The organism is Microcoleus sp. FACHB-672 (genome assembly GCF_014695725.1).
In the GTDB taxonomy this organism is placed as follows: Bacteria; Cyanobacteriota; Cyanobacteriia; order Cyanobacteriales; family Oscillatoriaceae; genus FACHB-68.
Window position 1 is genome coordinate 132,642 of record NZ_JACJOU010000032.1, and the last position, 13,678, is coordinate 146,319.

Consider the following 13,678-nt stretch of genomic DNA (forward strand, 5'->3'; position numbering starts at 1 on the left):
TGCGTCCATCTGCAGTTGAAAAACAAAAATTCAGCGCATCAAACCCTTAATCCAGTTAAAACCCTTTATAAAACCTAAAATATAAAATGGGATGAAGGGGCGCAGGATGAGAAAACGAATTTGGTTAGGACTATTGATGATTTTGGCCGTTGTAACCGTCACCGGCTGGAATTGGTATTCTCAGCAGATGCAATCAGCCGCGCCGCCGGCAGAGGTGACAGCAGCCGGGGAAAGCCAAGCTTGGGGGCAAAATGGGAACGACACAATGGCAAATATCACCCGCAAAGCCGCCGCAGAGTCACCAGTTAACGCACCGGCTGTCCCACAAGAACAGTTGCTCTCACATATTAAAGCCTTAGATTTTGAGCGTTATACACAGTATGATCGGCAGCGCGTCAGAGATTATATTTCCCAATCTCTCACAGCATGGGGGTGGACGCCCCAGTTACAAGAATTTGACACAGGGATAAATTTGTGGGCGCAACGTGCGGGAACGGATAAAGATGCCGGTGCAATTTTAGTGGCGGCGCATTATGACACGGTTGCCGGTTCTCCCGGCGCGGATGATAATGCAACGGGTGTGGCGACGGTGTTAGAAGTTGCCCGGTTGTTGGGTGATCGCAAAACCCCACGGGCATTGTGGGTGGCGTTTTTTGATGAGGAAGAGTTGGGGTTGCGCGGGAGTCTTGCTTTCAATAGCGGCAACTTGCCCTTAAAAGACCTACGGGGGGTGATAGTGATGGATATGATTGGTTTTGCCTGTCATACATCTGGATGCCAGCAGTACCCCAAGGGGCTGCCGATTACACCACCGGGCGATAAGGGAGATTTTGTGGCAGTGGTGGGCGATATGGAACATTTGCCCCTACTCAAAACTTTTGAGAGAAATGCAACTCCCGGTGTGCCACCGATCGTAACGCTGCCGGTGCCCCTCAAAGGTGTGATGATGCCGGATGTGCTGCGGAGTGATCATGCACCTTTTTGGTATAGCGGCATTGGTGCAGTGTTGGTGACAGATACAGCGAATTTGCGAACCCCTCACTATCACCAAGCAAGCGATCGGCTGGCAACTTTGGATCGGGATTTCTTCGCCGGCAGTGCTCAGCTAGTGGTGAATGCGACGACTGCACTGTTAGAAAGTACAGAAAGCTTGGCAAGTCCGCCGGCTGCCGGTTCCCAATAGAGAATTTTGTGTTTTTACAATGTATGAATTTGCATAAGTGTAGGGTGTTTGAATTGCTTGATCTTGAATATTACTCAAAGGTTTAGGCACGTAGTCTACATATCGCGTATAAAAGTTAGAGATAAGTGAGAAATAGTGTACATAGAAATGCCGGCAATCGGTGGGAAAATAGCTCAATAACAGCTGGGACTTTCTCGCGCTTTTGGGGAAGTCTGACAGATTGAAGGAGATGTCGGTACTTGCCTCATACAAGTAGAGGATTTATATCACCGCTTTGCAAAGCATCTGCAACTAAACTGGATCTATGGTGAGGTAACACCACCCCCTGCCGGCGATGGCCATGCCGGCAGCCCGATCCGTGTTCCGTCTAGCCCAACGGTCGCCCCTAGTAGAATGTGCTAAGCGAGGACAAATCAAAGGCGTCCAGACGGAACTGGAATGTCTTGCCCAACTCGATAACAACTATCAACCGTTTATCCAAAAATTGAGTTTATTAGTTAAGGAATCTAATATTCAGCAAGTTCGCAAATTTCTTTAGGAAATGATGGGGTGATTTCACATCAATAAATGCATGATCATTTGAGAACAGGAGCCATTATCCAATGTTAACTAATTCAAATCATGAAATTATTTTAGTCATTGATGATAGTCTGACCAATCTAGAAATATTGCATAATACTTTGGATTTGGTTGGATATAAAGTTATGGTAGAAATGGATGGTTTAAGGGGACTTGAACAAGCTAAAAAATACTCGCCCGATTTGATTTTGCTGGATGTAATGATGCCAGGAATGGATGGCTTTGAAACTTGCCGGCAGTTGCAGGCTGAACCCTCTACAAAAAACATTCCGGTGATTTTCATGACAGGGCTGGCCGATCCGGAAGACAAAGTGAAGGGGTTGCAGTTAGGTGCGGTGGACTATATTATAAAACCGTTTCGGAAAGAAGAAGCACTGGCACGGATTCAAACTCATTTAAAAATTCGACGCTTAGGCTTGGAACTTGAACAACAAAAACAACAATTGGAGGAATTAGTTCAAAAACGCACTGCTGAATTAACCGAGACGTTAAACGAATTAAAAAGAACCCAATTGCAGTTAATTCAAAATGAAAAACTCTCTACAATTGGTCAGTTAGTTGCCGGCATTGCTCATGAAATTAATAATCCAGTTGGGTGTATCACCGGCAATCTAGGTCAAGCGCGGCAAGCTGTTGAGGATGCGATTGAGTATATTCGTCTTTATCAAGCTAAATTCCCTAACCCTGGCGCAGAACTTGAAGAAAAGGCTGAAGAGATTGATATAGAATATATTCTAGAAGATTTACCTAAAATGTTTGTCTCCATGAAGGCGGGGATAGAGCGAATTTGCGATATCAGTACCTCATTAAGAACCTTCTCGCGAGCTGATGTAGATTTCAAAATATTAGTGAATATCCATGAGGGAATTGACAGTACCTTAATGATTTTGCAGCATCGTTTGAAGGCTCAAGCGCGTCATCCGGCGATTCAGGTTATAAAAAATTATGGGGAACTTCCTAAAATTGAGTGTTATTTAGGACAACTCAATCAGGTATTTATGAATCTTTTAGCAAATGCGATTGACGCATTGGAAGAAGCAAGTCGGGGACGTAGCTATGAAGCACTCAAAGCGAATCCCAATGTGATCGCCGTTACAACTGAAATCCAAGATGAACAGCAGATTGTGATCCGGATTGCAGATAATGGAATGGGGATGACGGAAGAGGTCAAGCAACGCATCTTTGACCCTCTATTCACGACTAAACCAGTGGGAAAAGGAACAGGTTTGGGACTGGCAATTGTTCATCAAATTATTGTTGAAAAGCACGGGGGAACCATTGAAGTAAATTCAGAACTTGGAAAAGGTACGGAGTTTATTATGAAAATTCCAATGGCTTGATATAGCTTTTCAATTCTTCTTTCAATAGCTAGGAAGTCAGAGTGCCGGCAGAAGCCTAGACAAACTCATAGAAAAAAATATAATAAGCCGGCTTTTGTTTCCTTACACTTAATTTCAACAAACATAGGTGTCCAATTTTACCAAAGTCTTGAGTAATCTGACTTAACGGCACTTGAGACAAGCAAGCCGGTGGCGGAAACTGCCGAGATTTCTCGATTGAACTCAGATCAAAATTATCGGTATCTGATTTTCATCGGCTACTTACTGGTGCGATATATTTCCCATATTTTCTAGAATCCTCTTACTGTATATCTTCTAGCCTTCCTGCTCAGGGTGTTTGGCGGAGTTCTCCCCTAACTTCCCCTGATTTTGAGCTATCTGATAATTGTGGACTGTCAACTACAAAGGGACTCATCAGTACGTTTACGGAATTAAATTCAATATTGTTTTCTCCCTTGCCCCTACCTAAAGGTTGGCGTAGCCTTGCTTCTACCTAAAGGTTGGCGCAGCCTTGCCCCCTTAAAGCACAAGCCAATGTAGCCGGCACAACGCTTAAACGCAGGAAAATCACTTATGCTTGTATTTAAATGGTAATATTGTAGGCATTAAGCAGAAGTTTGCATGAAAAGAATAGAACTGTTAGATTCACTGTTTCAATTTAACCAACCCTTAAGCGAAATTTTATCGCTTTTAAGCGCCTTTGGCCGGGTAAGCAAAAGCGAATTACTCATCCTGAAGCGTCAACATATTGCTGGGGTTTTAAAGCGATATGTATCCGATAAACTTACAGCGACAGAAGTGGAAAATTGGGCAAATGCCATAGAAAGCCGTGAGGATATCGGCTACGATCCAAGCTGTGAGGATGTACTAGGCGAAATCATTTATGAGCTGGCTAACCCGGGGTTAACGAACTCACTTTCAAAAGCGATGGCTAAAAATTGGATTGAGCAACTCTCTCAGACATCGGTCGCTTCAAAGTAAGCTGATAAACATTAAATTTGCACTTTTGTAATGAGAGAACTGTAGGGGCGAAAGAGAGTGTGCGCCTGCAGCAAGGGAGATGGAGAGAAGAATAAAAAACTTTTGTAAATTATAGAAATGGCAAGTTAAATGCTCATTTCATGAGGCACATTTTCAGATTTATTTCGGAAAAGTGTAATTTCGTCGGGTTAGAAATGGCAGTTTTAATTTAAGTCCAAGCTCTAAAAAAAGTATTCTCTTGCCATGCAATTGCAGTACGTTGTTCAATGGCTGTCATTTCTGCCTCACTTAATGGCTTAAACGCTTGCGCCACTTTCACATTAGATTCCAATTGTTCGACTGTCTCAGCGGCTATCACGCAACAATGTACGCCGGCAACCGTGAGGCTATACCCCATCGCTTGCTGCATCCCATCTAAGACATTATTTTTAAATAACCGTCCGTAAGCCGGCACTTTCATGGCAATAACGCCAACGTTTTTCTCACGCGCCACCGGCATCACTGTGGGGATAAATGGACGCGGGTGATGTTTATCGGCTGCATTGACGCAAATTAGGGTGGTGTCAAAGGGATATCGACGCAACCCTTCGGCAATGATATCGGGTTCATGGTGGCCGGTGATGCCGGCAAAGCGAATTAATTTCTGCGCTTTTGCTTCTTCGACTGCTTTAATTGCGCCAGTTTTGCTGAAAATTTGCTCAATTTCTCCAGGTAAAGAGACGTGATGCAATTGCCAAGCGTCTAAATGATCGGTTTTTAAACGCTTTAGAGATCGCTCTAAATGTCGCCACGCGCCATCCCTATCTCGTGCATGAGTTTTGCTTGCCAGATAAATTTTATCTCGATAAGCCGGCAGCACTTTTCCTAAATAATCTTCACTTGGCCCGTACTCTGCGGCTGTGTCAAAATAACGAATGCCGAGTTCAAGTGCGCGTTCAAGAATTGCGACGGCTGCAGCCTCTTGTCCTTCTTTAGAAAGCGGTGTTTGGCCGGCACATCCTAAGCCAAAAATGGGTAGGCTGATGCCGGTTCTGCCTAACACTCTTTCTGGCATGGATGCGGGTGTCACAGCAATTTTTGAGGATGCGGATGTGTTGGTTTGGTTCCGCGCTAATGCACTGCATCCTACAACTGTGCCGGCTGCTGCAACACTTGTGACTAAGAATTTGCGTCGCGTTGTTTTGCGTTTCATGCTCACTTGCTCAGCAAAAAAAATGCTTTAGTTTGCAATTTACCACGATACGCTTTATCAGGGTATCAGTCTTAAGTTATATCGGTTTTAGATTTTGGTTATTTCCGATAGAATTAGGGCGCACACCCGCAATTTTTAGGCGGATGCGGTAAAGGCTTTTACCGGCTGTGATATAAAGTGCTTTGCTGTCGCTGTCTCCCCAGGCTAGATTTGTCGCAGCTTCGGGGACTTCTATTGTTCCAAGAAGATTGCTTGCCGGCGAGAATACCCACACCCCTCCAGGGCCGGTGCTATAAATATTACCCTGAATGTCTGTTTTCATTCCGTCAGGAACGCCTTTTTTGTTAGGATCTTTCAGTTCTGCAAAGATGCGTCCATTTATTAAGCTTCCATCGGAATTTACATCAAAAGCTCGAATGTGACCTTTGTCGGAATCGTCTATATAAAGCGTTTTCTCATCAGGAGAAAAGGTAAGTCCGTTGGGACGCACAAAGTCTTTAACGAGCAAGGTTAATTTGCCATCTGGGGCAATGCGGTAGACCCCATAGAAACCTAGTTCTTCTTGCTCTTTTTTGATGCCATAAGGTGGGTCGGTAAAGTAAATACTGCCATCTGATTTGACAACAAGATCATTTGGGCTGTTTAACGATTTTCCTTCGTATTTATCAGCTAAGGTCACAATTTTGCCGTCTATTTCAGTGCGCGAGACGCGACGGTTAGTGTGTTCAGCCGTAATTAAACGTCCCTCCCGATCTAGTGTGTTGCCATTGGATTTTCCTGAGGGCCGGCGAAAGATTTCTGCTTTTTGATTTTCTTGCAATTGATAAATAGTATCGCCGTTTATATCACTGAAGAGTAAAAAACCTTCGGGATGCCAAACCGGCCCTTCGATAAATTCAAATCCTTCAGCGAGTTTTTCTACTTCAGAGCTTTTATCTTTAATCGCTTCCATACTGTTTTTATCCTGTAATTTTCGGGATTGTAGAATTTTTATTACAAGGTTTTTTGCTGGATTTTCAAAATTATCAATTTTGTTGATATTCTTTGACAAGGGTTGTAAATGTTTTGGCTTGCTAGACGCTGTTGTAAACACAGTGAATAACAGGCTAGACAGTATTATCCCAAAAAGAATGATTTTTCTATTAAAATTTTGGTTCATCGCTTAATTTATTAATTTATCACAACTTCGTCTCCAATTTTATCTGATTAATTCTTTCTATCCAAACTTCATTATCATCTAATGTAAAAATTATGCGTTTGTAAGGTTCATTGTTTAATTCTAAAGTTAAATAATTTTTATCGTTTGTAACATACCAAAATTCTTTACCCTGTTTGGTGTAATAAGTGCCGGCTTTAATCACGCCTGGGAGAAACGTACCGGGGGCACGGAGTTCTGCCCAATTACTCAGAGGTTCTTCATGGGTTACTCGTTCAATATGATCTAGGGGGATTTCAAAAGTTTTATTGGGGGTAAACGCCCATAGTTGCTCATACCACTCCAGTTCGATGTATAGTTGGTTGTTAATAATATTCAAATTCATTGCCTGTTTCCTCATTCCAAAGAGGGAAATCGTAGATTGCTTAAGCGCCGGCTACTTGTAGGTTAGCACAACCGGCCTCAACGTTTGCCAGCTAACTCAACAGCCAAGGCACAAAAATGTTATCCACTTGCAAAATAGTTGAATTGTTCCATTTGCCTAAAAATAGCAGAAGTGCTAAAGTTTCCTGACGTTAATCTCAACTCGTAAGAACCGGATCGGATATCCTCACTGCCGGTAGAAAAAGAGCTTTGGCAAAATATAAAGAGTACCCTCCCCCTCAAACTCATCTGTATACTCTCAACCAGGCAAAATTCATGATTTATTCGGAAAATCTTAAACAACCCGATAAGCCGGCTTCTACCGCCCCAATAACCCGCGCTTATAGTCAAGACGATGTTCAGCAAATTCTCCATTTAGCACTGACGCGCCAAGAAGAAGGTGGCGAAATGTCTCGCGCACAGTTATTGGAAATTGCCCATGATTTAAATATCTCCTCAGAAAATCTCCAGGCAGCAGAAATTGAGTGGAATAACCGGCAGGGAGAATTGCAAAGCCGACAGGTGTTTGATGCTTATCGGCACAGTAAATTGCAACAGAATTTTGTCAAATTTTCAATTGTCAACTCTTTTTTCGTGCTGTTGAATTTAGTCTCAAGTCACGAACTTTCTTGGTCACTTTATATTGTACTAGCTTGGGGGTTGGGACTGGCGTTGCAAGGTTGGAAAACTTATCAAACTGAAGGCGAAGAGTATGAGCAAGCTTTCCAGCGGTGGCGCGTCAAGAAACAATTGGGGCAGTCATTTAATACATTAATGATGAAGTGGCTTAAGCCCAGCCTTTAGAAGTTGACGGTGAAAAATTCAAATTTGTAGGTTGCCGATTTTCATGGGTTTCAGCAACGCCGATTTTTTAACCGCAGATAAACGCAGATAAACGCGGATAAAATAAGGCTTTATGCCCATTTTATCTGGGCTAGTTTCTGGGCTGGATAAACATACCAACGATGCAACCTTTTTAATTCCATAGCGAGGGAGAAAGTCTGAGGAAAGTCTGGGCAGGGATAGCCTAATTCTCGCAAACCGGCAACCACGGTGCAAGGCGCAACCCACCATTGTTGACTGAGTTGCAGCAAGTTAATTGGCTTGTCTGGGGAGTTTTTTAGATATTTTTGTAAATGCGATTTTAATTCAGTCGCAGTCGGCATTAGTGGCACTTGATCGCACAGATAAATTTGACGGGGTTTTCCAATGGCTAGCAACCACTGCAAATGACTTCCAGAAGGCGGCAGTGTCCATAATATAAAAGCATCACAAATATGCCGGGGACGATCATATTCAATTTCACAATTGGTTAAATCTGCCGCTATCTCTGGCTTACCGGCACCATAAATCAACACTTTCCCCTGCAATTGTGATAATAATTGATTAAAATTGCTAACTTTCACCCATTCTGGCACAATTTGAATTGCCGGCGCTTTCGGGTAAAGAAGGGTAAGTGTTAGGCTATTAGAATAGCTAGAATTAGGAGATTTAAGGATTTTTCCTCCTCTCCCACTTTCTTCCCCACTACTTTCAGGAAGCCGCACACCGGCTAACTCTAATTCAACCGTTGTGTTGCCATTCCAATTATTTTCTTTCAACTGAAAAGCGACATCTACTCGTGTTGGTAACGGAAAGTAATCTCCCCAGCGCCACGCAACTGCTTTAATTCGTGCCGGCGGCTGGCAAGTTAGCGCATCAGCTTCTTGCACAAGGGTGACTTTAATATGTCCTTTCCCAATCGGTTTTTGTTCAACTACGCGCACATTTGGCGTCCAAAAAACAGGTTCTCGGTTGTCAATTCCGCAGGGTTGTAAGGCATCAATTTGCTGATAAAGATCTAAATTAATTTGATGTAAATTAACCAGCGTATCAATTTGCACCAGCGGTTTCAGGTGTGCGGGATCTAGGCATTTATGAGCAAATTTACTGAGGCGTTCCCGCAAGGCTTCTATATTGCCGGCTGCCATTGAAAAGCCTCCGGCTGCCCGATGTCCGCCGTATTTTCCTAATAAATCATCGCAAAATTGCAACGCTTCAAATATATTAAATTCTGGAATACTTCGCGCTGAACCCCGAATATGTTCTTCGCTTTCAAAAGTTCCGATAAACACCGGCACTCCGTAACGTTCCACTAACCGCGAGGCAACAATCCCAATAACGCCGTGATGCCAATTCGGTTGCACAACCACTAAGACGCGTTCTTGCTGTATATCTACATCACTATTTTCAACATAAGCAATGGCTTCTTGTTCAATTTGGGCGCAAAGTTGTTGCCGGCGCTCATTAATTTGCTCGCACTGCATTGCTCTTTCAAGTGCTAACCCCATGTCATCAGTTGTTAGCAATTCAATCACAATTTGAGGATCGCCAATTCGCCCCACGGCATTAATTCTAGGGCCAAGACGAAATCCAATATCTTCTGGTTTTAAAGTTTTTGAATCTTTAATTGGTGGGTGAGAATTTTCTCCCCCCTTCCCCCTGGCAGAGACACCGGCAACTTGAATTAATGCCTGCACCCCGGCTAATTTTGAGTTGGGTAATTGTCGCAATCCCAGTTTTACCCACCGCCGATTGACGCCGGTTAAAGGTGCTAAATCAGCAATCGTGCCGAGTGTCATCAATTCTCGCAGGGGATGAATTAATCCGTGAGTTTTGTCAAGTTTTTGGGCAAGGGTAATCGCGAGAATATAAGCGACTCCGACACCGGCAACGCCTCGATAGGGAGAATCTTCACGAATTAGTTTGGGATTTAAAATTGCGTTTGCCGGCGGCAATTTTTCTGGGATGTCGTGGTGATCTGTGATAATAATTTTTAAGCCAAGCTGACGCGCTCTATCTACAGGATCGTAGGCAGAAATGCCGTTATCTACGGTTAAAATGAGCTGCACGCCATCGCTGTGGAATTCTTCGACAATTCGCCGGTTGATGCCATAACCTTCTTGCATCCGGCTAGGAATGGCGTAATCTACGCTCGCGCCTAACCACCGCAGTGCTCTAATTAATAAGGCAGTGCTCGTCATGCCATCGGCATCATAGTCACCGCAAATCGCGATTTTATGTTGCGATGTGATCGCTTCTTGCAATAACTCCACACTCATTGCTAAGTCGGGAAATTCATCGAGGGGGGAGGGTAAAAGCAAGGAGTCTGGGTTTAAATACGCTTCTGCTTGCGCCGGCGTCTCAATGCCTCGATCAATCAACACCTGTGCCAGTACCGAAGATAAGCCGGTTGCCGCCGCCAGTTGTGCCGCTAATTCTGGTTTTTGGGGGAAAATCTGCCACCGCTGATTGGGTAGCCGGCTATTCCGGGGAGGCTGATGGCTTAATTCGTCTAACACAGCAGTTTTAATTCCAGTACATTTAGCCAATCATAAAGGCTCGTGGCGAGTTTGGGTTGCCGATGCCGGCATAACGCTGAGGAAAGCAACGGTAACTCAGGTTGCCGGTGGAAACTCCAACCATAAAACTAGAAAATGAACATCGCTTGATTACACCCAAAACTGGAAAATGATCATTTAGGTTAAGCTTTTGATCATCTACAATCAACAATTATCACGGGCATCAGGGTGAATGATCGATCTAAGTCAGCTCGCTCCCGATTCTACCATCGGCCACCTTCCCACCCACCACTTTCTAGTGAGTCTCTCGACACCAGGGAAGCTGGTAGCAAAAACATTTGCCTATCAACCAGATATCCCCGGCGTCATCATTACCAGCAACCTGCGGGTGGTGGGGATGATTTCTCGGCGCAAGTTTCAAGAATGGAGCAGCCAGCCTTATAACGTTGATCTTTATATGGAGCGCCCCATTCAAGTGCTGTTAGATTCTGTCAAAACTCCTCCTCTACAGCTCAATGCTACTTGCGGAATTGATGAGGCTGCTCGAATTGCTCTCAATCGCTCTGAAGATTTAGTCTATGAACCGATTGTGGTGCTATGTGATGACAAAAGCTATCGCTTGCTAGATATGCAAGTTCTTTTGTTAGGCTTGTCGCAAATGTTAACGCTTTCAAATGAGATAATCCGGTTGCAAAAAATTGAAAAATTAGAATATCTTTCCCGACTACAGCGAGAACAAGATAAAGGAAAAGGATACACGCAATTATTAGAGTTTAATTTGTTGGAAATTCAAAAGCAAAATCAGCAGTTAACCTTCCAGCAATCCAAGTTGATCAAACAATCTAAAAAAATAGCTCAGCTCAACCAGCAATTTGTTGAAATCGGCCAACTGCTTTCTGTAGAGGGTAGAAATGCCTTTCATGCCACCTTTACAGGAGTGAATGCGATTTGCCGCAACACCGATCAAATTGTTGATATTGGCAGAGCCTTAGCGAAAGAGCTAGAAACCGTTAATACGGCTTCTGTACAGATTTCCAAAGTAAGCCAGCAAGTCCGTTACTTGGCTGTGCAGGCAGCAATTGTTGCCAATCGTGCCGGCGGGCAATTTAATGAATTCAGTAAGGTAACTTCTGAAATTGGCAAATTAGTCACTCAAACATTTGATGCAGGACGTCAGATGGATCAACTGGCGAATCGCTTTAAAAGGCGGGTTCAAGAACTCACCGAATCAGCGAGACAAGGCGCAACAGTGGCGAAATCCTTAGTGCAAAAAATTGAACGAGCAGAAGGGGCACTTTCAGAATTAGAAGAACTGGTCAAACATCCACATTCTTCCATTGCTTCACCCACTCCAGAAAATAGCCTACTTGAAGAAATAACAGAAGCGCAGTCTTTGATGCAAAAAATTGAACAAGCAGAAGGGGCGTTAACAGAAATAGAAGATGTCGTAAAACAGCAGGATCTTTTACGTTTAATTCAAAAAATAGACGGAGTATTGAGCCGGCATCGTCAAAAGTTACTGCAATAATCCAATCAAACTTCTTTTAGATTTCTCGCAATAGCCCGAAGTATTCGCATCCAACTGTTAACTTGATTGCAAGCATCCTGATTTTGTCAGGGCATAGCATTCGGATAATAATACCAAAGCCGGTTATGATTAGCGATTGATTCACCCGTGCCTAATCAGGCTGTCGATGCTGCAACAAGGAGTCTGAGTCAACCAGATTTAGTATTAGAGATTACATATCTGGGGTAAGTTTTCGTATTTTCGCTACGTGTTACAGGCAGCCCTTTCACCCCTCAACAACTACAGGATTCATCATCATGAAGAAACTAGAAGGAAAAGTTGCTCTTGTCACCGGCGGTACCAGCGGCATCGGTCTTGCCACTGCCAAGCGCTTTGTTACAGAAGGTGCCTATGTCTTTATCACAGGTCGTCGTCAAACTGAACTGGATGCTGCCGTGAAAGAGATTGGTGAAAACGTCACGGGTGTTCAGAGCGATGTCTCTAATCTTGCAGACCTCGATCGCCTATTCGCCACAATCGAGCAAGAGCAAGGACACCTTGATGTCGTCTTCGCCAATGCCGGCGGTGGAGAATTCGCCCCACTCGGAGCAATTACAGAAGAACACTTTGACAAAACCTTCAACACGAACGTCAAAGGTCTGCTGTTCACCGTACAGAAGGCGCTGCCTCTGTTGCCAGAGGGGGCTTCCATCATCCTGAATGCCTCTCAGACGACTACGGTAGGCACCCCAGCTTTCAGTGTTTACAGTGCTACCAAAGCCGCCGTGCGCTCGTTTGCCCGTAATTGGATTCTCGATCTCAAAGGGCGCAAGATTCGGGTTAACGCCATTAGTCCTGGCGTGGTTCCTACTCCTGCTTACAATGCCCTGGGGGTGAGTGATGAGCAGGTGCAGGAATTCGTAGATAGCCAAGCCAGCGTTATTCCCCTGGGAAGAGTCGGGACGCCCGATGAGATTGCCAAAGCCGTTGTCTTTCTCGCTTGTGACGACAGCAGCTTTGTCAACGGCATCGAGCTGTTTGTTGATGGCGGTATGGCACAGATTTGAAGCGCCGTCGCAAGCGGATTGGTAATGTTGCAAGCGGACTGTGTATTGTTCACTTTCCGCTCAACTCAAACCACTCAAGAAGGGAGGAATAAACCAGAGGATAATTGCCTCTTTAAGTTGGAGCTAGCTCATAGAAACGCTTGAAATGCTAGTTTTACACCACCCTACTATGAACAAACCCGAAAATCCTCGACTACCCCTGCCGCCTTTCGATCATGAATCCGCCATCCAAAAAGTCCGAATCGCAGAAGATGCTTGGAACACACGTAACTCAGAACAAGTATCACTTGCTTACACGTCGGATAGCGTTTGGCGCAACCGCTCAGAATTTCTATCCGGTCGTGAGGCGATCGTACAGTTCTTGACACGGAAGTGGCTTAAAGAATTGGACTACCGTCTTATCAAAGAACTTTGGGCTTTTCGGGACAACCGAATTGCTGTCCGGTTTGCTTACGAATGGCATGATGATGCCGGCAACTGGTTCCGTTCCTACGGCAATGAAAATTGGGAATTTGACGAACACGGATTCATGCGGTGGCGTATTGCCAGCATCAATGACCTGCTCATTCAGGAAAGCGAGCGCAAATACCATTGGATACTGGGTCGTCGTCCTGATGATCATCCCGGATTGTCCGACCTCAATCTTTGAGAAGCCGGAGCAACGAGCCTATCATACTAAATCCCGTATCGAAAACCTGATTAGGCACGGGTGAATCAGTCGCTAATCCTAACCGGCTTTGGTATAAAATATTGCATTTCACCCAGATCTCATTGATCCAAATGCTATGACTACGGAGATACAGCGCTTTTGAGAGATATGAGGTACACTCAAGGGAACATTAAAGGTATTGAGAATCATAATGAAACCGTACTCAGTAGATTTGCGAGAAAAAATAGTCAATGCTTACG

Annotated in this window: 12 protein-coding genes; 8 read left to right on the forward strand and 4 right to left on the reverse strand. The window is 44.3% G+C overall.

The window, feature by feature from the left end:
• Positions 1-106: 106 nt before the first annotated feature.
• From H6F56_RS23210 to H6F56_RS23225, 4 genes are all read left to right on the forward strand, one after another.
• The gene (locus tag H6F56_RS23210; RefSeq protein ID WP_190673527.1) at positions 107-1,183 is read left to right on the forward strand and encodes a M28 family peptidase; all 1,077 of its coding nucleotides are present in this window, start codon (positions 107-109) and stop codon (positions 1,181-1,183) included.
• Positions 1,184-1,523: 340 nt separating this feature from the next.
• Positions 1,524-1,721, forward strand: a complete 198-nt coding sequence (locus tag H6F56_RS23215; RefSeq protein ID WP_190673529.1) for a hypothetical protein — start codon at positions 1,524-1,526, stop codon at positions 1,719-1,721.
• A 64-nt stretch (positions 1,722-1,785) separates the two neighbouring features.
• A complete protein-coding gene (locus tag H6F56_RS23220) occupies positions 1,786-3,102 on the forward strand; it encodes a response regulator (protein ID WP_190673532.1) in 1,317 nt (438 codons plus the stop codon).
• A 621-nt stretch (positions 3,103-3,723) separates the two neighbouring features.
• Positions 3,724-4,083, forward strand: coding sequence for a hypothetical protein (locus H6F56_RS23225; protein ID WP_190673535.1), 360 nt, complete (start codon positions 3,724-3,726; stop codon positions 4,081-4,083).
• A gap of 208 nt (positions 4,084-4,291) precedes the next feature.
• Here H6F56_RS23225 and H6F56_RS23230 read toward each other — a convergent pair whose 3' ends face one another.
• The 3 genes from H6F56_RS23230 to H6F56_RS23240 all read right to left on the reverse strand — a co-directional run bounded on the left by H6F56_RS23230 (position 4,292) and on the right by H6F56_RS23240 (position 6,816).
• Positions 4,292-5,275: an aldo/keto reductase gene (locus H6F56_RS23230; protein ID WP_190673538.1), complete on the reverse strand. Its 984-nt coding sequence runs from the start codon at positions 5,273-5,275 to the stop codon at positions 4,292-4,294.
• A gap of 76 nt (positions 5,276-5,351) precedes the next feature.
• Entirely contained in the window at positions 5,352-6,227 is an 876-nt protein-coding gene (locus H6F56_RS23235; RefSeq protein ID WP_242032139.1) for an SMP-30/gluconolactonase/LRE family protein, read from the reverse strand.
• A 226-nt stretch (positions 6,228-6,453) separates the two neighbouring features.
• Complete coding sequence (locus tag H6F56_RS23240; RefSeq protein WP_190673545.1) at positions 6,454-6,816, reverse strand: hypothetical protein; 363 nt, start codon at positions 6,814-6,816, stop codon at positions 6,454-6,456.
• Between the two features lie 314 nt (positions 6,817-7,130).
• On the opposite strand from H6F56_RS23240, the gene H6F56_RS23245 reads away from it, so the two are divergent.
• On the forward strand, positions 7,131-7,658 hold the full coding sequence (locus tag H6F56_RS23245; RefSeq protein WP_190673548.1) for a 2TM domain-containing protein: 528 nt from the start codon (positions 7,131-7,133) through the stop codon (positions 7,656-7,658).
• 110 nt (positions 7,659-7,768) lie between these two features.
• Here the strand turns inward: H6F56_RS23245 and recJ are convergent, their stop codons facing one another.
• Entirely contained in the window at positions 7,769-10,195 is a 2,427-nt protein-coding gene (recJ, locus tag H6F56_RS23250) for a single-stranded-DNA-specific exonuclease RecJ (protein WP_190673551.1), read from the reverse strand.
• Positions 10,196-10,427: 232 nt separating this feature from the next.
• On the opposite strand from recJ, the gene H6F56_RS23255 reads away from it, so the two are divergent.
• The 3 genes from H6F56_RS23255 to H6F56_RS23265 all read left to right on the forward strand — a co-directional run bounded on the left by H6F56_RS23255 (position 10,428) and on the right by H6F56_RS23265 (position 13,418).
• Positions 10,428-11,723, forward strand: a complete 1,296-nt coding sequence (locus H6F56_RS23255; RefSeq protein WP_190673553.1) for a chemotaxis protein — start codon at positions 10,428-10,430, stop codon at positions 11,721-11,723.
• A 296-nt stretch (positions 11,724-12,019) separates the two neighbouring features.
• Positions 12,020-12,769, forward strand: coding sequence for an SDR family oxidoreductase (locus H6F56_RS23260; RefSeq protein ID WP_190673555.1), 750 nt, complete (start codon positions 12,020-12,022; stop codon positions 12,767-12,769).
• A 169-nt stretch (positions 12,770-12,938) separates the two neighbouring features.
• Positions 12,939-13,418 (forward strand): DUF1348 family protein, encoded by a 480-nt coding sequence (locus tag H6F56_RS23265; RefSeq protein ID WP_190673557.1) that lies wholly within the window; start codon positions 12,939-12,941, stop codon positions 13,416-13,418.
• Positions 13,419-13,678 lie beyond the last annotated feature (260 nt).